The organism is Sphingomonas sp. Tas61C01 (assembly GCF_052567495.1).
The window spans coordinates 231479-253915 of record NZ_CP199583.1 but is presented as its reverse complement, the minus strand read 5'-3'; the positions used below and the strand labels follow the sequence as shown (position 1 = coordinate 253915).

At 67.1% G+C, this 22437-nt stretch carries 20 protein-coding genes; 2 read left to right on the top strand and 18 right to left on the bottom strand.

From position 1 onward, the window contains the following. Nucleotides 1–20 precede the first annotated feature (20 nt). Both ACT009_RS01170 and ACT009_RS01165 read right to left on the bottom strand, forming a co-directional pair. Complete coding sequence (locus ACT009_RS01170; protein ID WP_445192578.1) at nucleotides 21–1202, bottom strand: hypothetical protein; 1182 nt, start codon at nucleotides 1200–1202, stop codon at nucleotides 21–23. A gap of 59 nt (nucleotides 1203–1261) precedes the next feature. Beyond that, nucleotides 1262–1555, bottom strand: a complete 294-nt coding sequence (locus tag ACT009_RS01165; RefSeq protein ID WP_445192577.1) for an Hpt domain-containing protein — start codon at nucleotides 1553–1555, stop codon at nucleotides 1262–1264. Between the two features lie 96 nt (nucleotides 1556–1651). Between ACT009_RS01165 and ACT009_RS01160 the strand changes: the two genes are divergently transcribed. Beyond that, nucleotides 1652–3952 (top strand): hypothetical protein, encoded by a 2301-nt coding sequence (locus ACT009_RS01160; protein WP_445192576.1) that lies wholly within the window; start codon nucleotides 1652–1654, stop codon nucleotides 3950–3952. A 368-nt stretch (nucleotides 3953–4320) separates the two neighbouring features. Beyond that, nucleotides 4321–5505 (top strand): M24 family metallopeptidase, encoded by a 1185-nt coding sequence (locus ACT009_RS01155; protein ID WP_445192575.1) that lies wholly within the window; start codon nucleotides 4321–4323, stop codon nucleotides 5503–5505. Nucleotides 5506–5658: 153 nt separating this feature from the next. On the opposite strand, the gene ACT009_RS01150 is transcribed toward ACT009_RS01155, so the two are convergent. The 16 genes from ACT009_RS01150 to ACT009_RS01075 form a co-directional block, all read right to left on the bottom strand. After that, complete coding sequence (locus tag ACT009_RS01150; protein WP_445192574.1) at nucleotides 5659–5934, bottom strand: DUF1467 family protein; 276 nt, start codon at nucleotides 5932–5934, stop codon at nucleotides 5659–5661. Between the two features lie 4 nt (nucleotides 5935–5938). Next, the gene (locus ACT009_RS01145) at nucleotides 5939–7582 is read right to left on the bottom strand and encodes a ribonuclease J (protein WP_445192573.1); all 1644 of its coding nucleotides are present in this window, start codon (nucleotides 7580–7582) and stop codon (nucleotides 5939–5941) included. Nucleotides 7583–7635: 53 nt separating this feature from the next. Further along, nucleotides 7636–8415 carry a type III pantothenate kinase gene (locus tag ACT009_RS01140; protein ID WP_445192572.1) on the bottom strand — a complete coding sequence of 260 codons (780 nt, stop codon included), beginning with the start codon at nucleotides 8413–8415 and terminating at the stop codon, nucleotides 7636–7638. A gap of 15 nt (nucleotides 8416–8430) precedes the next feature. After that, on the bottom strand, nucleotides 8431–9132 hold the full coding sequence (locus ACT009_RS01135) for a biotin--[acetyl-CoA-carboxylase] ligase (RefSeq protein ID WP_445192571.1): 702 nt from the start codon (nucleotides 9130–9132) through the stop codon (nucleotides 8431–8433). A gap of 2 nt (nucleotides 9133–9134) precedes the next feature. Then, entirely contained in the window at nucleotides 9135–10586 is a 1452-nt protein-coding gene (gene nuoN / locus ACT009_RS01130; RefSeq protein ID WP_445192570.1) for an NADH-quinone oxidoreductase subunit NuoN, read from the bottom strand. Beyond that, nucleotides 10583–12145 (bottom strand): NADH-quinone oxidoreductase subunit M, encoded by a 1563-nt coding sequence (locus ACT009_RS01125; protein WP_445192569.1) that lies wholly within the window; start codon nucleotides 12143–12145, stop codon nucleotides 10583–10585. Before ACT009_RS01125 ends, nuoN begins: the two co-directional genes overlap by 4 nt. A gap of 7 nt (nucleotides 12146–12152) precedes the next feature. Next, nucleotides 12153–14282: an NADH-quinone oxidoreductase subunit L gene (nuoL, locus tag ACT009_RS01120; protein ID WP_445192568.1), complete on the bottom strand. Its 2130-nt coding sequence runs from the start codon at nucleotides 14280–14282 to the stop codon at nucleotides 12153–12155. A gap of 5 nt (nucleotides 14283–14287) precedes the next feature. After that, nucleotides 14288–14593, bottom strand: coding sequence for an NADH-quinone oxidoreductase subunit NuoK (gene nuoK, locus ACT009_RS01115; protein WP_332783448.1), 306 nt, complete (start codon nucleotides 14591–14593; stop codon nucleotides 14288–14290). Between the two features lie 25 nt (nucleotides 14594–14618). Further along, nucleotides 14619–15230 carry an NADH-quinone oxidoreductase subunit J gene (locus ACT009_RS01110; protein WP_445192567.1) on the bottom strand — a complete coding sequence of 204 codons (612 nt, stop codon included), beginning with the start codon at nucleotides 15228–15230 and terminating at the stop codon, nucleotides 14619–14621. Nucleotides 15231–15392: 162 nt separating this feature from the next. Further along, complete coding sequence (gene nuoI, locus ACT009_RS01105; protein WP_445192566.1) at nucleotides 15393–15878, bottom strand: NADH-quinone oxidoreductase subunit NuoI; 486 nt, start codon at nucleotides 15876–15878, stop codon at nucleotides 15393–15395. Further along, entirely contained in the window at nucleotides 15875–16927 is a 1053-nt protein-coding gene (nuoH, locus tag ACT009_RS01100) for an NADH-quinone oxidoreductase subunit NuoH (protein ID WP_445192565.1), read from the bottom strand. The genes nuoI and nuoH overlap by 4 nt, the downstream gene beginning before the upstream one ends. Next, nucleotides 16924–18942 carry an NADH-quinone oxidoreductase subunit NuoG gene (gene nuoG / locus ACT009_RS01095; protein ID WP_445192564.1) on the bottom strand — a complete coding sequence of 673 codons (2019 nt, stop codon included), beginning with the start codon at nucleotides 18940–18942 and terminating at the stop codon, nucleotides 16924–16926. Before nuoG ends, nuoH begins: the two co-directional genes overlap by 4 nt. Next, nucleotides 18942–20243 carry an NADH-quinone oxidoreductase subunit NuoF gene (gene nuoF, locus ACT009_RS01090; protein WP_445192563.1) on the bottom strand — a complete coding sequence of 434 codons (1302 nt, stop codon included), beginning with the start codon at nucleotides 20241–20243 and terminating at the stop codon, nucleotides 18942–18944. Before nuoF ends, nuoG begins: the two co-directional genes overlap by 1 nt. After that, complete coding sequence (locus tag ACT009_RS01085; RefSeq protein WP_445192562.1) at nucleotides 20243–20512, bottom strand: hypothetical protein; 270 nt, start codon at nucleotides 20510–20512, stop codon at nucleotides 20243–20245. The genes nuoF and ACT009_RS01085 overlap by 1 nt, the downstream gene beginning before the upstream one ends. Beyond that, complete coding sequence (locus ACT009_RS01080; protein WP_445192561.1) at nucleotides 20505–21194, bottom strand: complex I 24 kDa subunit family protein; 690 nt, start codon at nucleotides 21192–21194, stop codon at nucleotides 20505–20507. Before ACT009_RS01080 ends, ACT009_RS01085 begins: the two co-directional genes overlap by 8 nt. Next, the gene (locus ACT009_RS01075; protein ID WP_445193969.1) at nucleotides 21194–22408 is read right to left on the bottom strand and encodes an NADH-quinone oxidoreductase subunit D; all 1215 of its coding nucleotides are present in this window, start codon (nucleotides 22406–22408) and stop codon (nucleotides 21194–21196) included. The genes ACT009_RS01080 and ACT009_RS01075 overlap by 1 nt, the downstream gene beginning before the upstream one ends. Between the last annotated feature and the right edge of the window lie 29 nt (nucleotides 22409–22437).

Below are 22437 nucleotides of genomic sequence, written 5' to 3'. Positions count from 1 at the left end.
CCCTCGTCGTTAAAACGACGCTAAGGCTCCCGCACCAGCCGCTCGATCGCCGCCGCGAGCGTCGCCGCTGCATAGACGCCGACAGCGACTAGCCCGGCTGTCGCCACGCCGGGCACTGCGCCCGCGAGCAGCACGAACGGATAGGCGGGCGGCGTTCCCCACCAGGCGGGCACCGTCTTTGGTCGCGCACGCTCGACCAGCCCGGCCGCGACCAGCGCCGCCAGCGCTACCGCGATCGCGCCATGGTCCGCGGTCGCGACGGTCTCACGATATCCGACCAGCAGCACCGCCAGGGCCGGCACCGCCCGCGCGCCCCACGACGCGGTGCGCAGGCTCGCGGGTTCGTCGCGAAGATCGGCGAGCAGCCCGGCGATCGACAGCCCGATCACTGCCACGATGGAGCCGATCAGGCCGACCACCGGACGATCGAACCACAGTGCCGCCATCGATCCGATCGCCATCAGCATCGCCACCGCGATCACCGCCGCCGCCGGAACCGCGCGTCGCACCAGCGGCGCCAGCGCCGGCCGCGCCAGCGGGTTCACCACGAAGCGATCGAACCAGCCGCGCCGCGCCGACACCAAGGCACTCAGCACGGTGCGGCTGCGCGTCTCCATCAGCGCGGCTTGATGCTCGATTCCATGCCCCTGCCGGATCATCTGGTACGGCAGCACGACATGCTGCGCCCCCGCCTGCGACGCGAGCCGCAGCAGCGTCGACTGGACGTCGTAGTCGCGGGGCATTTCGGCGAGTTCGTCCAGGCGTTGCGGCGCCAGTTGCGCGATCCCCGCCCACAGCATGCCGCCGCCGACCCGCTCGAACGCGCCGGCGTCCTGATCGTCGGGGACCACCAACAGCGTGTCGCGCATGTCGTCCGCCGCCATCGCCGCGACCGTCGCCGCGCTCGCGGTCAGCCCGTCGGCGAGCATCACGACCTTGGCCAGCGGATGCAGCTTCTCCGCCGCCTCCGCCGCCGATCGCACCGTGTCGACCGCGATCCCGCGCCGCCCGATCCGGCTCAGCGCGCCGAGCAGTTCGGGGCTGAACCGCGCCGCGATCACCACGATCTGCGACGCCCCCGCCGCGATCAGCAACCGCGCCTGGAACTCGATCAGAGTCAGTCCGCCGAACGGCAGCGTCGCGGTGAGGACACCGGGCCGATCGTCAGCATCCTGTATTGCCAGAAGAAGCCCTGCGAGCATCGCAGCGCTGTTACGGGGTGCCGCCGATGATGCAACCCCGCGGGGGATGCGGGACGGCGTTACAGCCGCTCGATCGCCCGCTTCAGCTTGGCGAGCGTCGCCGGATCGCCGATCGGCGCGGTCACCGCATCGGTCGCGAGCGCCATCAGCCGGATCGCGCCGAAGCTCGCGGCCAAGCCCTTCAGCCGCCACGCAGCCGCCTTCCACGCCTCGACCGTCACGGCCTCCGCCATCAGCGTGTAGGCGCGCTCGGCGCTTTCCACAAAGGCAAGCCGCAGTTCGGCGATCAGCCCGGGCTCGTCGCCCACCGCCGCAGCCAAAGTCGCATCGATCGCACCGGGGTCGTAAGCCATCGTATCGATCTAGCGCTCGGTGCTTAACGAAAGGTTACGCTATTCGCTTTGCCCGTACCGGAATCATGGTAACATTGCCGCTCTACGGGGGGTATTATGATCGTCGATTTCCGGGCTGACACGGGCAAGGGCACGCTTCCGCCTCTGCCGCCACCGCCCCCGATCGGCAGCGACGGCCTCGATGCTCCGGTGATCGAGGTGACCGACCTCTACGAACTCGATTCCGACGACGAGCTCGCGCCGCTCGGTGGTGGCTGGCTCCTCCCCGCGCTGGCGATCCTGGCCGCCTTGGCCTGGATCGGCGCGATGCTGTGGCTCGCACGCGATGCGATCCCGACGCTGGCGCCGGTCGCGCTGGCGCAGTTCGTCGCCGCGCTCGCGGTGCCGCCCATGCTCGTCGGGGTGATCTGGCTGCTCGCCAAGCGCACCAGCCGCGCCGAGGCCCGGCGCTTCGCCGCCACCGCGCGGGCGATGCGGGCGGAGGCGCTGAGCCTCGACCGCACCGTCGCGCTGCTGTCGCGCACCATCGACGCCAACCGCCGCCAGCTCGCCGACCAGGTCGATACCCTGCTCGCGATCGGCGACACCGCCAACGATCGCCTCGCCTCGATCGGCCAGCGCCTCGCCACCGATATCGGCCAGGCGGACGCGCACGCCCTGAACCTCGCCGACGCCGCATCGGGGGTGCAGTCGAGCCTCGGCGTACTGCTCGCCTCGTTGCCCCGCGCACATGCCGAGACCGAGCAGGTCGGCAAGCTGCTGGAGACCACCGGCCTCTCCGCCAGCCAGCACGCCGCCGCGCTCGATGCGCAGATCGTCGCGCTCGCCGAGCGCGGGCGCGAGGCCGATGCGGTCGCCGGCGGCGCCGCACAGAAGCTCGCCGCGCACATCGTCCGCATGGAGGCGACCAGCGAGACCGCGGGCGCCCGCCTCGAGACCGTCACTGCGGAGATGTCCACCGCGGTCGATGCGCTGCTCGGCCGCACCGCCGACGCGGTCGACGAGGCGCGTAAGGGCATCGCCGCGCAGGGCGACGCGATGCTGGCGATGATCGGCGCGCACCAGGCGACGCTGGAAAGCACCGCGCGCGAGAGCGCCGACGCGCTCGCCCACCGTATCGCCTCGGTGGACGAGGTCATCGACCGCGTCACCGACCGGCTCGAACAGCATCGCGCGGTCGGCGAGGATCTCGTCGCCGGGCTCGGCGCCGGCCTGTCGGGGGTCGAGGATCAGCTCGATCGCCTCCATGTCCAGGGCGTGGACCGCTCGCAGATGCTCGCCGCGTCGATCAGCGCGCTCGGCGGTTCCGCCGACGCGATGACCGAGGCGCTGAAGGCCGGCGAGACGATGGCGACCCGGACGATCGGCACCACCGAAAGCCTGCTGATCGCGCTCGACGCCGCCGCACGCGAGATCGACGAGACCCTGCCCGAGGCGCTCAGCCGGCTCGATCGCCGGATCGAGGCGACCCACGGCATCGTCGTCCAGGCCAAGCCCGAGCTGCTCGCGCTGGTCACTGCCGCGGAGAGCACCCACGACGCGATCGAATCGATCGCCGGGGTCATCGCCGACCAGCGCCGCACGCTCGACACGCTGTCCGCGATGCTGCTCCAGACGCTGACCGACGGCCGCGCCCGCGCCGACGATCTCGGCGGCATGATCGACGAGACGATCGCGCGCACCAACCGCTTCGCCGAGGAGGCCGCGCCGCGCCTGATCGACCTTCTCCTGCGCGTGCGCGACACCGCCGCGGTCGCTGCCGACAAGGCGCGCGAGACGCTGGCGACGGTCATCCCCGAAGCCGTCGACGCGCTGGAAAGCGCCAGCGTCGATGCGATGCGCCGCGCCACCGCCGACACCGTGGAGCGCCAAGTTCGCGCGATCGCCGACGCCAGCGACGGCGCGGTCGACGCCGCCACCCGCGCCACCGAGCGGCTGTCGCTGCAGGTCCAGGCGATCCTCGATCAGACCGCGATCGTCGAGACCCGGATCGAGGACGCGCGCACCGAGCGCGAGGAAGCCGATCGCGACACCTTCGCGCGCCGCGTGTCGCTGCTGATCGAATCGCTCAACTCCGCCTCGATCGACATCACCAAGGCGTTCGCACCCGAGGTCTCCGACAGCGCCTGGGCCGCCTATCTGAAGGGCGACCGCGGCGTCTTCACCCGCCGCGCGGTCCGCATCCTCGACCCCAGCGACGCCCGCGAGATCGCGCGGCTCTACGACGACGACGGGCCGTTCCGCGAATCGGTCAACCGCTACATCCACGATTTCGAAGGCATGCTCCGCACCATCCTCGCCCTGCGCGACGGCACCCCACTGGGCGTGACGCTGCTGTCCTCCGACATGGGCAAGCTGTACGTCGCGCTGGCGCAGGCGATCGAGCGGTTGCGATAGGGAAAGCTGGCCTCCGCGAAAGTCGCCGGGTTCGCCAAATTCGTTCGTCACCCCGAACTCGTTCCGGGGTCCACCGTCCCGCAAAAATCTACGGCTTATGCCCGTGCGGAGCAGTGAGTCCCGGAACAAGGCTCTCCTGACCGAAGTCGAAGGGTTCGGGATGACGGAGTGGGTTACGCAGGGGTCTCGCCTTCGCGGGAGCACAATCGGCTTAGCTTCAGCAATTCATGATCGGTCGGGATAAGCATCAACTTGATCCGAGGTGACGAACTGGTCTTTCGAAGGCTGTCATTCGCCAAATCACGGCATCAAACGTCAAAAGCTTATATAACGATAACAACCACCGGCGATCCGCTGAAGGAACCACCATGACCATCGGCACCTCCGACGCCGCCACCCAACTCGCCGCGATCGCACCGCCACTCACCCGCGTCCCGCCGATCGCTGCAGCAGAATACGCCGCCCGGATCGACCGTGCCCGGTCGCTCGCCGCTGCCGCGGGGGCCAGCGCCCTGCTGGTCCATACCGGCGCCAGCCTGCGCTACTTCACCGGAGTGCCATGGGGTGCGACCGAGCGGATGGTCGCGCTGCTGCTGCCGGTCGCGGGCGAGCCGGTGATGATCTGCCCGCGGTTCGAACGCGGCTCGCTCGAGGCCGATCTCGCGATCGGCGCCGACCTGCGCCTGTGGGAAGAGGATGAGGACCCGATCGCGCTCGCCGCCGATGCCGCCCGGGGGCGGGGCCGCATCGCGGTCGATCCGCTGATGCCCTTCGCCTGGACCGAAAAGCTCCGGGCCCGCGGCGCCACGCTGGTCGACGCCACTCCCGTGATCGACGGCTGCCGGATGATCAAGTCCGCCGCCGAGCTCGCCTGCCTCGCCGAAGCCAAGGCGATGACGCTGGAGGTGCACCGCCGCGCCGCCGCGATCCTTCGCCCCGGCATCGCCGCCAGCGAGGTGATCCGCTTCATCGACGCCGCGCACCATGCGATCGGCGGTGGCGGCTCGTCCTTCTGCGCGGTCCAGTTCGGCCGCGCCACCGCCTTCCCGCACGGCCTGCCCGGCGACCAGCTGCTGGGAGATGACGAGCTCGTCCTCGTCGACACCGGTTGCCGCGTCCACGGCTACCACTCCGACATCACCCGCACCTACGCCTTCGGCACGGTGTCGCAGGAGATCCGCGACATCTGGGAGGTCGAACACGCCGCCCAAGCCGCCGCCTTCGCGGCAGCGGCCCCCGGCGTCCCGTGCGAGGCCGCCGACGAAGCCGCCCGCGCCGTGCTGGTACGCGCAGGTCTCGGTCCCGACTACCGCCTACCCGGGCTGTCGCACCGCACCGGGCATGGCATCGGCCTGTCGATCCACGAAGCCCCCAACCTCGTCCGCGGCGACCGCACCGCGATGGCGTCGGGCATGTGCTTCTCGAATGAACCGATGATCGTCGTGCCCGACCGCTTCGGCATCCGCCTGGAGGATCATTTCCACGTCACCGACACGGGCGCCGCATGGTTCACCGCACCGCAGCCGTCGATCGACCGGCCGTTCGCGCCCTAGATCCTGCCCTCAGGGGGAGGTGGCGCCGCGAAGCGGTGACGAAAGGGAGGCAAGCGCGGAGCCAAGTCGGGAGAGACAGCCAGTCTTCTCCTCCACCACCCGGCTACGCCGAGCGGTCCCCCTCCCCCTGGCGGGAAGGATCGGCAGCAACCGTCACTCCGGCTTGTGGCTCGAGAACAGGTTCAGCATCTCGGGCGTCACCCACCCATAGGTATAATTCGCCACGAACAGCGCGAAGAGCAGCGTCGACAGGATCGTCACCCGCACCGCGAGGCGCACAATGTCGAACTCGTGCGGCGCGCTCTCCGCCTGGCCGGCGATGACCTCGCCGCCGACCTCGTGAGTCGTCCGCACGCCGAACGGCAGCACCAGGAACACCGTGAAGGACCAGAACAGCACGTAGATCGCGATGAGCGAGGTCCAGCGCATCGCGTCAGGCCTCGATCATCAACACATCGACAATCGGCTTCTTGCCGGTCCACCGGGTCGCCACCTTGCGCACTGCGAGCCGCACGTCCTCGCGCAGCCGGTCGCGCTCGCGCCGGCCGCCGCTGCGCATTGCGTCGGCAACCGCCGCGACCGCATCGTCGACGAAGGCGATCCGGTCTTCCTCGACCGGGATGCCTTGCAAGCGCACCTGCGGCGCACCGATCGACTTGCCGTCGCGTCCGATCGCCACCGCGACCGAGATCTGGCCGTTGAGCGATACCCTGCGCCGCTCGTTGATCGTCGTTCCGTCGGATGGCAGGATCACGTCGCCGTCGAGCACCAGCCGTCCGACCTCGGCATTGCCGATCTTCTTGGCGCCGCCGGGCAGCAGTCGCAGGATGTCGCCGTCCGACTGCACGATCGTCTGCGGAATACCTTCCGACAGCCCGAACCGTGCCTGCTCCATCAGATGCCGCATCTCGCCATGCACCGGCACCAGCAGCTCGGGCCGGATCCACTGGTACATCTGCGCGAGTTCGGGTCGGCCCGGATGCCCGGAGACATGGACGTGCGCCTGCCGCTCGGTGACCATCTCGACGCCGCGTCCGGCAAGGATGTTCTGGATCCGTCCGATCGCGACCTCGTTGCCGGGGATCTGCTTGGACGAGAAGATCACGCTGTCGCCCTGTTCGAGCTTCACCGTGTGCGAACCGTCCGCGATCCGCGCCAGCGCCGCGCGTGGCTCGCCCTGGCCGCCGGTCGCGACGATCAGCACCTTGTTGCGCGGCAGCCGCATCGCGGTCTCGGGGTCGACCGTCTCGGGGAAGTCCTTCAGGTAGCCGCACGCCCGCGCGACCTTCAGGATCCGGTCCAGCGATCGCCCGGTGACGCACAGCTTGCGCCCGGTCTCGCGCGCGACTTCGCCCAGCGTCTGCAGCCGCGCCGCGTTCGATGCGAAGGTGGTGACGACGACGCGCCCGCGCGCCTTGGCGATCGCCTCGGCAAGCCCGCGACGAACCGTGCTTTCCGACCCCGATGCCTCGGCGTTGAAGACATTGGTCGAATCGCACACCAGCACGTCGATCCCCTTGTCGCCGATCGCGGCGAGCGCTTCGGGGCTAGTCGGCTTGCCGATCACCGGCGTCGCGTCGAGCTTCCAGTCGCCGGTGTGGAACACCCGTCCCGCCGGCGTGTCGATGATCAGCGCGTTAGGCTCGGGGATCGAGTGGGACAGCTCGACGAAGGTGAAGCCGAACGGCCCGAGCTGGAACGACTTGCCCGGCTGGATCATGTGGAGCTTGACGCGGTTGGCGATCCCCTCCTCTTCCAGCTTGCCGCGGATCAGCCCGGTCGTGAACGGCGTCGCGTACAGCGGCACGCCGAGGTCCTCGGCCAGATACGGCAGCGCGCCGATATGATCCTCGTGGCCGTGCGTCAGCACGATCCCGACCAGGTCGTCGAGCCGATCCTCGATGAACGAGAGGTCGGGCAGGATCACGTCGATGCCGGGATACCCCGCATCGGCAAAGGTGATGCCGCAATCGACCATCACCCATTTGCCGTTACAGCCGTACAGGTTGACGTTCATGCCGATCTCGCCCGAGCCACCCAGGGCGCAGAAAAGGAGTTCGTTATTCTTCGGTGTCATTCATCGCTTTCAAGAAACAGGGGCGCCCGCAGGCCAAGATGGGCGCGAGCACGTCATCCCATATGGGCGCGTTCCCACATCATCGCCAGCCCCTGGATGGTGAGATCGGGCTCGATCACGTCGAACACGTCGGTATTATGCTCGAACAGCGTCGCCAGGCCGCCGGTCGCGATCACATTGGCGGGTCGCGCGATCTCGCGGCGCAGGCGTTCGACCAGCCCTTCGATCATCGCGATATATCCCCAATAGATCCCGATATGCATTTGATCGACCGTGTTTCTTCCGACCACGCTGGCGCTTGCGGGCTTCTCGATCGCGATCCGCGGCAGCTTCGCGGCGGCGGTGACGAGGGCGTCGAGCGACAGGTTGATGCCCGGCGCGATGATGCCGCCTTTGTACGCACCCGAATAATCACTGACGTCGAATGTGGTCGCGGTGCCGAAGTCGATCACGATCAGGTCGCCGGTGTGGAGCGCGTGCGCCGCGATCGTGTTGACCGCGCGATCCGCGCCCAGCGACGCAGGCTCGTCGACGTCGATCGCCATGCCCCATTCGACCGGCGCCCGCCCCGCGATCAGCGCCTCGGTCTTGAAATATTTGCTGCTCAGCACCTGGAGGTTGTGCAGCGCGCGCGGCACCACGGTGGCGACGATCACCCCGTCGACCTGAGACCGGTCATAGCCTTCGAGCGCGAGCAGTTGGCTGAGCCATACCGCATATTCGTCGGCGGTGCGGCGCGGATCGGTCGCGATCCGCCAGCGCGCCTTGATCTGCCGGCCGTCGACGAGCGCGAAGACGACGTTGGTGTTGCCGGCGTCGATCGCGAGCAGCATGCGGACAGCCTTCGGTTAGAGGAGGAACACGTCGCCGGCGTGAATGACACGGCGGGTGCCGTCCGCCAAGCGCAGGATGAGCGCGCCGTCGCGGTCGAGGCCGTCGAACAACCCCTCGACGGTGCCGCCCTCCGCCGACGCGGCGCTCAGTGCGGTGCCCGGCGGATGCGCGCGTTCCAGCCACCGCGCGCGCACCGGGGCGAGCCCCTCCCCGCGCCACCGCCCGATCCAGCGTGCGAACGTCGCCGCCAGCGTCTCGACGATTTCCGCGGGATCGACCGTCACACCGTGCTCGGCCAAGCTGGTGGTACGCCGGTCGGGCAGGTCGGGACGATCCGCCAGATTGACCCCGATGCCAATCACCACCGCGGCGTCGGCGCGTTCGAGCAGGATGCCGGACAGCTTGGCGCCGTCCAGCAGCAGGTCGTTCGGCCATTTCAGCCGGAGCGCCTCGCGCTTCAGATAGGCCGAGACGCATTCCTCCAGCGCCACCGCGGCGACCAGCGCCAGCGTCGGCGCGGGCGGATCGGATGCGCGCAGCCGCACAATCGTGCTCGCATAGAGGTTGCCCGTCGGCGACGACCAGCCCCGGCCGTGGCGCCCGCGCCCCTGGGTCTGCCGCTCGGCGCGCAGCCACACGCCCTCCTCGACCCCCGACCGCGCCAGCGCGATCATGTCGGCATTGGTCGAGCCCGTCTCCGCGACGGTACGGATCACCGTCAGAACAGCGCCCGCGCCGCGGCCATCGCCCAGCCGCCGATCAGTGGGATCGCGAGATAGCCGAGCGGCGACACGAACGCCGCGGTCAGCACGATCAATCCGCCCTCGACCTTGCTGTCGCTCGGCGCGAACGCCGCGGCGGGTTCGTCGAAGTACATCGTCTTGACGACGCGCAGGTAATAATAGGCACCGATCACCGACGCGCAGATGCCGACCACCGCGAGCGGGAACAGCCCCGCCGCGACCGCCGCGTCGAACACCGCGAACTTGGCGTAGAAGCCGAACAGCGGCGGGATGCCCGCCAGGCTGAACATGAAGATCGCCAGCGCCAGCGCCAGCCCCGGTCGTGTCCGCGACATCCCCGCAAGGCTGGCGACGGTTTCGACCGGCTGGTTGTCGTGATCGCGCATCTGCAACACGACGAGGAAGCTGCCGAGCGTCATCGCGATATAGATCGTCATGTAAGTCAGCACGCCCGCCACGCCCTCGGGCGTGCCCGCGGCGAGGCCGATCAGCGCGAAGCCGACATTGTTGATCGACGAATAGGCGAGCAGTCGCTTGATATTGGACTGGCCGATCGCCGCGACCGCGCCGAGCACGATCGACGCCAGCGCCGCGAAGATCACGATCTGGCGCCACTGCTCCACCGCCGGCCCCATCGCCTCGACCGCGACCCGCACCGCCAGCGCGACGCCCGCCACCTTGGGCGCCGACGCGAAGAACGCGGTGACCGGGGTCGGCGCGCCTTCGTAGACGTCGGGGGTCCACATGTGGAACGGCACCGCCGCGATCTTGAACGCGAGCCCGGCGAACACGAACACCAGCCCGAACATCAGCCCCAGCGACCGCGTGCCGCCGCCGGTATAGGCGTCGGCGATGCCGTCGAAGGTCGTCGTGCCGCTGAACCCGTAGACCAGCGAGATGCCGTACAGCAGAATGCCGCTGGCGAGCGCGCCGAGCACGAAGTACTTCAGCCCCGCCTCGGCCGAGCGCGTGTCGCGCCGCATGAAGCTGGCGAGCACGTACGCCGCCAGGCTCTGCAGCTCGAGGCCGACATACAGCGTCAGCATGTCGCTGGCCGACACCATGATGCCCATGCCGCAGGTCGAAAGCAGGATCAGCACCGGATATTCGGGGCGCAGATCGTCGCCCGCGGTGCGTTCGAAGAAGCGCGGCGCGAGCACGATCGAGATCGCCGCGGCGATGAAGATCAGCACCTTGGAGAAGGTCGCGAATGCGTCGGCACGGTAGAGACCGTCGAACGCCTCGCCGCCCGACGACGCCGGTCCGATCAGCGCGATGCCGGCGCCGGCGATGATCGCCACCGATGCCCAGGAGATCGCGCGGGTCGATGCCTGGCCACCCCAGGCGGCGACCAGCATCAGAACGATCGATCCGATGGCGAGTACCGCCTCGGGCAGGGTCATGGCGAGATTGGCGGCGTAGTTCATCGATGCGCGCCTTCATGTGCGGCGGTTGTGTGAGCGGCGGTGGTATGACCGCCAGCCGCGACCGGCTTGCCCGCGCTTGGGTTGCTGTCGCCATGCGGGGTGGCTCGGTCGATCCGGGCGAGCAGCGTGCCGACGTCCTTGCGCATCGGCGCCAGGAAGCTCTCGGGATAGACGCCCATCCAGAACACCACCGCCGCGATCGGCGCAAGCAGCCAGATCTCGCGACCGGACATGTCGCTCATCGCGCGGACCTCGTCGCTCTTCACCTCGCCGAACACGACCCGGCGATAGAGGTACAGCATGTAGGCCGCGCCCAGGATGATCCCGGTGGTGCACAGCAGCGCGATCCAGGTCGATACCTGGTAGGTGCCCATCAGCGACAGGAACTCGCCGACGAACCCGCTCGTGCCCGGCAGCCCGATCGAGGCCATCGTGAACAGCAGGAAGAACACCGCATAGCGCGGCATCGTGATCGCCAGCCCGCCATAGCGGCTGATCTCGCGGGTATGCAGCCGGTCGTAGATCACGCCGACGCACAGGAACAACGCGCCCGATACCAGCCCGTGGCTGAGCATCACCAGCATCGCGCCCTCGATGCCCTGCCGGTTGAACGCGAACAGCCCGATCGTGACGATCGCCATGTGCGCGACCGACGAATAGGCGATCAGCTTCTTCATGTCCGACTGCACTAGCGCGACCAGCGAGGTGTAGATCACCGCCACCGCCGACAGCCCAAGCACCAGCCAGGTCAGCTGCCCCGATGCTTCGGGGAACATCGGCAGCGAGAAGCGCAGGAAGCCGTAGCCCCCGAGCTTCAGCAGCACGCCCGCCAGGATCACCGATCCCGCAGTCGGCGCCTGCACGTGCGCATCGGGCAGCCAGGTATGGACCGGCCACATCGGCATCTTCACCGCGAACGACGCGAAGAAGGCGAGCCACAGCCAGGTCTGCACCTGCGGCGGGAAATCATGCGCCATCAGCACCGGGATGCTCGTCGTGCCCGCCGCGCGCGCCATGTAGAGCATCGCGATGAACATCAGCAGCGACCCGAGCAGCGTATACAGGAAGAACTTGTACGATGCGTAGATCCGGTTCGCGCCGCCCCAGATGCCGATGATCAGGTACATCGGGATCAGGCCGGCCTCGAAGAAGATGTAGAACAGGAACAGGTCCTGCGCCGCGAACGTGCCGATCATCAGCACTTCGGTGAACAGGAACGCGGCCATGTATTCGGGCACGCGCTCGGTGATCGATTTCCAGCTGGCGCCGATGCAGATCGGCATCAGGAAGACGCTGAGCATGATCAGCAGCAGCGCGAAGCCGTCGATGCCGAGCGACCATCCGAACCGCCCGAACAGCGGCAGATCGGCATGCTCGACGAACTGCCATTGCGCGCCGCCGATGTCGAAGCTGGTCCAGAGCAGGATGCCGAGCAGGAAATCGACCAGCGTCGCGCCGAGCGCGAGCCGCTTGGCCAGGTCGCCCGACACGAACAGGCACGCGACCGCGGCCAGCGCGGGCACCAGCAGCATGATCGACAGGATGGGGAAGCCTTGCATCAGCCGATCAACCCGCAATGACCCAGGTGACCGCGGCGGTGAGCCCGATCAGCATGACGAACGCATAGGTATAGAGATATCCAGTCTGGAGGCGGCCGGCCGCGCGGGTGCCGACCTGGACCAGCCAGGCCGATCCGTTGGGCCCGAACCGGTCGATCGTCTTCTCGTCGCCGCGGTGCCACAACAGCCGCCCGATCGCGAAGGCGGGGCGGACGAAGAGCAGGTCGTACAGCTCGTCGAAATACCATTTGTGGAGCAGGAAATCGTACAGCACGTGGAGCTGGTCCGCGACCGCCCTCGGCACCCCCGGCGAGCGGATATAGGCGTACCAGGCGGACACCAGCCCGATCAGCATCGCGATCGTCGCCGACAATTTGATGATCGTCGGCACGCCGTGCATCTCGTGCATCAGGTGTTCGCGGAATGCGATCGCGCCGCGCCAGAAGCGCTCGCCCGATTCCGGCTCGATGAAATAGCCGTGGAACGCGAACCCAGCGAACACCGCGCCGAGCGACAGCACCAGCAGCGGCGCCAGCATCGTCAGCGGGCTTTCGTGCGGATGATAGCCGCCGGTCCCCGCAGGGAGATCGTCCTGCGCCGGCCCGTGCGTCGACGGGCGATGCCCCGCATCCTCCGCCGCCGGCTCGTCGCCATGCGCATGGGCGTGATCGGCGTGCGCGTGCGCGTGATCGTCATGAGCATGGTCGTGCCCGTGATCATGCCCGTGCGCATCGTGGATCGCGTGCTGGATATGCTCCGACGCGGCCCAGCGCGGGGTGCCCCAGAAGGTCAGGAACATCAGCCGCCACGAATAGAAGCTTGTCAGCAACGCCACCAGCACGCCGACGAACCACACGCCCGGCTGCTGTGCGGCCCACGCCGCTTCGATGATCGCGTCCTTGGAATGGAAGCCCGCGAAGCCGAACGCGGTGTTGCCGAAGATACCCGGCAGGCCGACGCCGGTGATCGCCAGCGTCCCCATCATCATCGTCCAGAAGGTGATTGGGATGCTTTTACGCAGGCCGCCATAATAGCGCATGTCCTGCTCGTGGTGCATTGCATGGATCACCGATCCCGCACCCAGGAACAGCAGCGCCTTGAAGAAGGCGTGCGTGAACAGGTGGAACATCGCCGCGCCATAGGCACCGACCCCTGCCGCGAAGAACATGTAGCCGAGCTGCGAACAGGTCGAATAGGCGATCACGCGCTTGATGTCGGTCTGCACCAGCCCGACCGTCGCCGCGAACAGGCACGTCGCCGCGCCGATCGTCGTCACCACCGTCAGCGCCGCCGGGCTCGTCTCGAACATCGGCGACAGGCGGCAGACCATGAACACGCCCGCGGTGACCATCGTCGCCGCATGGATAAGCGCCGACACCGGGGTGGGGCCCTCCATCGCGTCGGGCAGCCAGGTGTGCAGGCCGAGCTGCGCCGACTTGCCCATCGCGCCGACGAACAGCAGCAGGCACAACACCGTCATGGTGTCGAAGCGCGCACCGAGGAAACCGATCGTCGATCCCGCCATCGACGGGGCCGCCGCCAGGATCTCGGGGATCGAGACGGTGTTGAACACCAGATAGGTGCCGAAGATGCCGAGCATGAAGCCGAGATCGCCGACGCGGTTGACCACGAACGCCTTGATCGCCGCGGCATTGGCCGACGGCTTCTTGAACCAGAAGCCGATCAGCAGATAGCTGGCGAGGCCGACGCCTTCCCAGCCGAAGAACATCTGGACCAGGTTGTTCGCGGTCACCAGCATCAGCATCGCGAAGGTGAACAGCGACAGATAGGCGAAGAACCGTGGTTGATCCGGATCCTCGTCCATATAGCCCCAGCTATACAGGTGGACGAGCGCCGAGACGCTGGTGATCACCACCAGCATCACCGCGGTCAGGGCATCGACCCGAAGCGACCAGGCAACATCGACGCCGCCGCTCTGGATCCAGTTGAGCACCGGCGTCACCGACGCGGTGTTCGCGCCCGACAGGAAGCCGATGAAGATCGGCCACGACAGTGCCGCGCTGGCGAACAGCGCCGCGGTCGTCACGACCTTGGCCGGCACGTTGCCGATCGCGCGATTGCCGAGCCCAGCGACGATCGCCGCGAGCAACGGCAGGAAGACTATCAGCGAGATCAACCGACCTACCCCTTCATCCGGTTGACGTCGTCGACCGCGATCGTGCCGCGGCCGCGGAAATAGATCACCAAAATCGCAAGCCCGATCGCAGCCTCACCCGCCGCGACGGTCAGCACGAACATCGCGAACACCTGCCCGACCAGATCGTGCAGATACGCCGAGAAGGCTACGAGGTTGAGGTTCACCGCGAGCAGGATCAGCTCGATCGCCATCAGGATGACGATCAGGTTCTTGCGGTTGAGGAAGATGCCGAGCACCCCCATCGTGAACAGGATCGCCGCGACGACCAGGTAATGGACCAGACCAATCACGTGCGAAGCACTCCGCCGAAGGGGATCACAGCTGCATCCCCTCGCCGACCGTCGGGCGCATGTTGCGCGTCGCGTCCTGCGGACGCCGCGCGTTCTGGCGCGAGATGTTCTGGCCGCGCACGCCGCCCCGCTGGCGATGCGTCAGCACGATCGCGCCGATCATCGCGACGAGCAGCACCAGCCCGGCGCCCTCGAACACGAACAGATAGCGGGTGTAGAGCAGGTTGCCGATCGCCTCGATGTTAGGGATCTTCGCGTCGGTGGGCGCGGCACGGCGGCCGAGTTCGATCGTCCCCGCGCTCCACGCGCCCAGCCCGATGATGATCTCCGCCGCCAGCGCCACGGCGAGCGCGAGACCCAGCGCGAAATAGCGCGCGATCCCGATCCGCAGCTGCGCGACCTCGATGTCGAGCATCATCACCACGAACAGGAACAGCACCGCGACCGCGCCGACATAGACGATGACGAGCAGCATCGCGATGAACTCTGCCCCGACGAGCACCATCAGCCCCGCCGCGTTGAAGAAGGCGAGGATCAGCCACATCACCGAATGCACCGGGTTGCGCGACGAGATCGTCAACGCGCCCGATCCGATGACGATCACCGCGAACAGGTAGAATGCGATCGCCTGGATCATAGCATCCTCCCCGCTCGCGGGGAGGGGGACCGCCGGCGAAGCCGGTGGTGGAGGGGGCGTGCAGCAAGGACGGCGCTCGCGGCGAGCCCCCTCCACCAGCCTGCGGCTGGTCCCCCTCCCCGTACCGGGGAGGACTGAGTCATCTGAATCATCCGGCGTCGCCTAACGGTACGGCGCATCGGCGGCAAGGTTGGCCCCGATCGAACGCTCCCAGCGATCGCCGTTATCCAGCAGCTTCGCCTTGTCGTAGATCAGTTCCTCGCGCGTCTCGGTCGAGAATTCGTAGTTCGGCCCCTCGACGATCGCATCCACCGGGCATGCCTCGGCACACAAGCCGCAATAGATGCACTTGGTCATGTCGATGTCGTAGCGGGTGGTGCGGCGGCTGCCGTCGTCGCGCGGCTCGGCCTCGATCGTGATCGCCAGCGCCGGGCACACCGCCTCGCACAGCTTGCACGCGATGCAGCGTTCCTCGCCGTTCGGGTATCGACGCAGCGCATGCTCGCCGCGGAACCGCGGGCTGACCGGGTTCTTCTCGAACGGATAGTTGATCGTTGCCTTGGGTTTGAAGAAATACTTCAGCGTCAACGCGTGCGCCTTCAGGAATTCCCATAAGGTGAACGACTTGATGATGTGTGCGACGCTCATTGACCAATTCCCACGCGCATGAACATCAGCACGCCCGATACCAAGAAGACCCAGAACAGCGACAAGGGCAGGAACACTTTCCACCCCAGCCGCATCAGCTGGTCGTAGCGATAGCGCGGCACCGTCGCCTTCACCCAGCTGAACAGGAAGAAGAAGAACAGCATCTTGGCGAACAGCCAGATGATCCCCGGCACCACGTACAGCGGCGCCCAGTCGAACGGCGGCAGCCACCCGCCCCAGAACAGCGTCGCGTTGAGCGCGCACATCAGCAGCACGTTGGCATATTCGCCTAGCCAGAACAGCGCGAAGCTCATCGAGCTGTATTCGGTCTGATAGCCGGCGACGAGCTCGCTCTCCGCCTCGGTCAGGTCGAACGGCGCGCGCTGCGTCTCGGCCAGCGACGAGATGAAGAACATCACCGCCATCGGGAACAGCAGCGGATTGAACGCGAAGCCGTTGATGAAGCCGTACAGCCCCTGCTGCTTCACCACGATGCCCGACAGGTTGAACGTCCCCGCCCACATCACCACGGAGATCAGGATGAAGCCGATCGCGACCTCGTAGCTGACCATCTGCGCCGCCGCGCGGAGCGCCGAGTAGAACGGGTATTTGGAGTTCGACGCCCATCCCGCCAGGATCACACCGTAAACCCCGAGCGACGACGCCGCGAGCACGTAGAGCAGCCCGACATTGATGTCGGCGAGCACTACGCCCGACTGGAACGGCACCACCGCCCAGACGATCAGCGCGACCGTGAAGGTGATGATCGGCGCCAGCAGGAACAGCACCCGGTTCGCCGCGGACGGGATGATGGTTTCCTGCAGGAACACCTTCAGCCCGTCGGCGAAGCTCTGCAGCAGCCCGAACGGCCCGACCACGTTGGGCCCGCGCCGCAGCGCCATCGCCGCCCAGATCTTGCGATCGGCGTAGATGATCATCGCCACCGCCAGCATCAGCGGCAGCGCGATGACCAGAATACCGATGATCGTCGCGGTGAACCATGCCCAGCCGTAGGACATGCCGACGCTCTCGGTGAAGAAGCCGGTCATTCCGCCGCCTCCGCGAAGCTGTCGTCGCCGTGGATCAGCTCCGCCGAGCAGCGCTGCATCGTTGGCGACGCGCGGCACACCGCGTTGGTCAGGTAGAAGTCCTTGATCGGATAGACGACCTCGCCCGATCCGCTCGCGTCGAGCGCCGGCGGGTTCCAGTCGAACCGCGCCAGCCCGAGCGTACCCAGCGCGGGCGTGTCCGCCGCCATCGCCGCCCGCAAGTCGGCCAGCGTGTCGAACGGCAGGGTATGGCCGAGCGTCTCCGAAAGCGCCCGGAAGATCGTCCAGTCCTCACGAGCGTCGCCCGGCGGAAACACCGCCCGCTCGCCACGCTGAACACGACCCTCGAGATTGACCCATGTTCCCGATTTTTCGGCGTAAGTCGCGCCGGGCAGGACGATATCGGCCGCCTGCGCGCCCTTGTCGCCGTGATGCCCGACATAGACCTTGCAGCCGGTGAAGCGCGTGAAGTCGACCTCGTCGGCACCAAGGAAGAAGGTCAACTTGGCGTCCGCGACATCGGCGATGCCGCCCTTCTGCGCATAGCCGAGCATCAGCCCGCCCATCCGGCTCGCCGCCATGTGGACGACGTTGAAGCCGTTCCAATCCTGTCCCGAGCTTGTCGAGGCGGCATCGCGCAGCAGATTCAGCGACTTGGCCAATGCCAACGCGGCGCCCTGCCCGCCCTTCATCGCGGCACCGCCGACGATCACCATCGGCCGCTCGGCCTTGCCGAATGCCTCGGTCACCGCCTCGGGCAGATCGCCGAGCAGCGCCAGGTCGTTGCCGAGCCATTCGGCGCGGTAGGTCAGCTCGGTCTCCGGCCCGATCGCGAACACCTTGGCGCCGCGCTTGATGGCCTTGCGGATCCGGGTGTTCACCAGCGGCGCTTCCCAGCGCAGGTTGGTGCCGACCAGCAGGATCGCGTCGGCGCGCTCGGCGCCCGCGATCGTGGTGTTGAAGTTCACCGCGGCAAGGCTGGACGTGTCGTAGTCCATGCCCGTCTGCCGCCCCTCGAGCCGATCGGACCCGAGCCGCGCCAGCAGCGCCTTGGCCGCGAACATCGTCTCGCAATCGACCAGATCGCCCGCGACCGCCGCAACGCTCGAGCCGGCATCGACCGCCGCGATCGCCGCAAACGCCTCGTCCCAGCTCGCCTCGACCAGCTTGCCGTCGCGCCGCACATAGGGCTTGTCGAGCCGCCGCCGCACCAGACCGTCGACGGCGTGGCGGGTCTTGTCGGTCGCCCATTCCTCGTTCACGTCGTCGTTGATCCGCGGCACGCAGCGCAGCACCTGCCGGCCGCGCGCGTCGAGCCGAATGTTGGTGCCGACCGCATCCATCACGTCGATCGTCTGCGTCTTGCGCAGCTCCCACGGGCGCGCCTCGAACGAATAGGGCTTGCTGGTCAGCGCGCCGACCGGACAGAGATCGACGACGTTGCCGCTCAGCTCGCTGGTCACCGCTTCCTCGAGATAGCTGGTGATCTGCATGTCCTCGCCGCGGAAGATCGCGCCGATCTCCTCGACGCCTGCCACTTCCTCCGCAAACCGGACGCAACGGGTGCACTGGATGCACCGGGTCATGACCGTCTTCACGATCGGGCCCATATATTTCTCGGTCACCGCGCGCTTGTTCTCGGTGTAGCGCGAATGGCCGCGGCCATAGGCGATCGACTGGTCCTGCAGGTCGCATTCGCCACCCTGGTCGCAGATCGGGCAGTCGAGCGGATGGTTGATCAGCAGGAATTCCATCATGCCCTCGCGGGCATTCTTCACCATCGGCGTCGTGGTGAAGATCTCCTGATTGTCCGCCGCCGGCAGCGCGCACGACGCCTGCGGCTTGGGCGGACCCGGCTTTACCTCGACCAGGCACATCCGGCAATTGCCCGCGATGCTCAGCCGCTCGTGATAGCAGAAGCGCGGGATCTCCTTGCCCGCCAGCTCGCACGCCTGCAGCACGGTGGCACCCTGCGGCACCTCGATCTCGACACCGTCGACTTTGACTTTCGGCATTACTCGGCAGCTTCCATCATCGGCGACAGGTCGCCGCCACGCTCGTTGATGCGCCGCTCCAGCTCGGGGCGGAAATGCTTGATCAGGCCCTGGATCGGCCACGCCGCGGCGTCGCCCAGCGCGCAGATCGAATGGCCCTCGACCTGCTTGGTGACCTGGAACAGCGTATCGATCTCGCCGATATCGGCGTCGCCGGTACGCAGCCGCTCCATCACCCGCCACATCCACCCGGTGCCTTCGCGGCACGGCGTGCACTGGCCGCAGCTCTCGTGCTTGTAGAAATAGCTGATCCGGCTGATCGCGCGGACGATGTCGGTCGACTTGTCCATGACGATGATCGCCGCGGTGCCGAGGCCCGATCCGACCGCCTTCAGCCCGTCGAAGTCCATCGCGCAGTCCATGATCTGCGCCGCGGGCACCAGCGGCACCGACGATCCGCCCGGGATCACCGCGAGCAGATTGTCCCACCCGCCGCGGATGCCGCCGCAATGCGTCTCGATCAGCTCCCGGAAGCTGATGCTCATCGCCTCCTCGACCACGCACGGCTTTTCGACATGGCCGCTGATCTGGAACAGCTTGGTGCCGCGGTTGTTCTCCGCGCCGAAGCTCGAGAACCACGCCGCGCCTCGCCGCAGGATCGTCGGCGCGACCGCGATCGATTCGACGTTGTTGACCGTCGTCGGGCACCCGTAGAGCCCCGCCCCTGCCGGGAACGGCGGTTTCAGCCGCGGCTGGCCCTTCTTGCCCTCCAGGCTTTCGAGCATCGCGGTCTCTTCGCCGCAGATATACGCGCCCGCGCCGCGGTGGACGAACACGTCGAAGTCATAGCCCGATCCGCAGGCGTTCTTGCCGATCAGCCCCTTGTCATAGGCTTCCGCCACCGCCGCAAACAGCGTCTCGGCCTCGCGAATATACTCACCGCGGATGTAGATGTACGCCGCCCGTGCGCGCATCGCATAGCCCGCGATCAGCGCGCCCTCGATCAGCTTGTGCGGATCGTGGCGGATGATCTCGCGGTCCTTGCACGAACCCGGCTCGGATTCGTCCGCGTTGATCACCAGGAAATTGGGACGATCGGGCTTCGGCTCCTTGGGCATGAAGCCCCATTTGGTGCCGGTCGGAAACCCCGCCCCGCCACGCCCGCGCAGGCCGGACGCCTTCATGACATCGATGATCGCGTCCTGGCCGAGTGCCATCAGCGCCTTGGTATTGTCCCAATCGCCCCGCGCCATTGCCGCGTCGAGATTCCACGGCTGGAAACCGTAGACGTTGGTGAAGATCCGGTCCTTGTCGGCAAGCATCAGCGGGCTTCCAATGCTTTGACGCGCCGCTCCGTACCGACGAAATCGGCGCGTAGATTGTCGATGCTGGAATGGATGCTGGCAAGATGCCCGATCAGCGATTGCTCGATCTGGTTCTGCGAACTCAGCCGGCGCTCGATGTTCGCCATGCGGTCCTCCATCTTACCTTCCAGCGTATCGATCCGCTGCTCGACCGTGTCGAAGCGCGCGTTGAGACGCCGGAACTGCTCACCCATGAAATTCACGACACTGTCGTTTTCGTCAGCCATGTGCAGCCTCCAGATCGCCCCAGGCGGGTCGATAATCGTGGTTCGCATCGACCATCTCGCGCAGCGACGTCGGCCCGCCCTCGGGGCAGCTCGCACGGCGTCCGGTCTGCGGGCCGGGCGTCGGGGCCTGCCCCTGCGCCAGTGCCTCGAGGATCGCGGTGGTGCGATCGTAATCGAGGTCTTCGAAATTGTCGTCGTTGATCTGCACCATCGGCGCGTTGGCACAGGTACCGAGGCATTCGACCTCGGTCAGCGTGAACAGGCCGTCCGGGGTCGTCCGCCCCTTCACCAGCCCGTGGTTCTTGCACGCGGCGAGCACGTCGTCCGACCCGGCGAGCATGCACGGCGTCGTGCCGCAAACCTGCACGTGATAGCGGCCGACCGGCGCCAGGTTGAACATCGTGTAGAAGGTCGCGACCTCGTACACGCGCATGTACGGCACGCCGATCGCGCGCGCGACGAACTCGATCACCGGTACCGGCAGCCAGCCCTGGGTCTGCGTTTCCGCCCCTACCTGGCGCTGCGCGAGATCGAGGAAAGGGATCGACGCAGATTGCTCGCGTCCCTTTGGATAGCGACCGAGAATTTCGTTCGCCTTGCGCTGGTTCTCGTCCGTCCACGCAAACGCGCCCCAGCGGGCGCGGGTCTCTGCTTCGTCGGGGATCTGCGGTGCGTCAGCCATCAGCGGTCACATTCACCAAAAACGATATCCATCGCGCCCAGGATGGCGGTGGTGTCGGCCAGCATGTGGCCGCGGCTCATGAAGTCCATCGCCTGTAGATGGCTGAACGCGGTCGGCCTGATCTTGCAGCGATACGGCTTGTTGGTGCCGTCCGACACCAGATACACGCCGAACTCGCCCTTGGGGCTTTCGGTCGCGACATACACCTCGCCCGCGGGGACGTGATAGCCCTCGGTATAGAGCTTGAAGTGGTGGATCAGCGCTTCCATCGACTGCTTCATCTCGGCGCGCTTCGGCGGCACCACCTTGCGGTCGAGGCTCGCGATCGGCCCCTCTGGCATTTCGGCGAGGCACTGCTTCATGATCCGCGCCGACTGCCGCACCTCCTCGACCCGTACCATGAACCGGTCGTAGCAATCGCCCCGCGTCCCCACCGGGATCTCGAAATCCATCTTGGCGTAGACGTCGTAGGGCTGCGACTTGCGCAGGTCCCACGGAATGCCCGCCGCGCGGATCATCGGACCCGAAAAGCCCCAGGCGATCGCGTCGTCGCGGCTCACCGTGCCGATGTCGACGTTGCGCTGCTTGAAGATGCGGTTGTCCGCGACCAGGCTGATCGCGTCCTCGAACAAGCGCGGCAGGCGATCGTCGAGCCAGTCGCCGATGTCGGCGAGCAGCTTCAGCGGCACGTCCTGATGAACCCCGCCGACCCGAAAGTAATTGGCGTGCATCCGCGCGCCCGATGCGCGCTCGTAGAAGTTGAACGTGTCCTCGCGCAGCTCGAACAGCCACAGGTTCGGCGTCATCGCGCCAACGTCCATCACATGGCTGCCCAGGTTGAGCAGGTGGTTCATAATCCGCGTCAGTTCGGCGAAGAACACCCGCAGATACTGCGCGCGGATCGGCACCTCGAGATCGAGCAGCTTCTCGACCGCCAACACATAGGTATGCTCCATGCACATCGGCGAGCAGTAATCGAGCCGGTCAAAATAAGGGAGCGCCTGCGTGTACGTCTTGTACTCGATCAGCTTCTCGGTGCCGCGGTGAAGCAGCCCGACATGCGGGTCGATCCGCTCGATGATCTCGCCGTCCAGCTCCATCACCAGCCGCAACACGCCGTGTGCGGCGGGATGCTGGGGACCGAAATTGATCGTGTAGTTCTGGATCGTGACGTCACCGGTGGTCGGATCCGCCGCATCGGTCTGGCCGAGCAGTTCGTCGACATAGGGGTCGATCGTCGTGG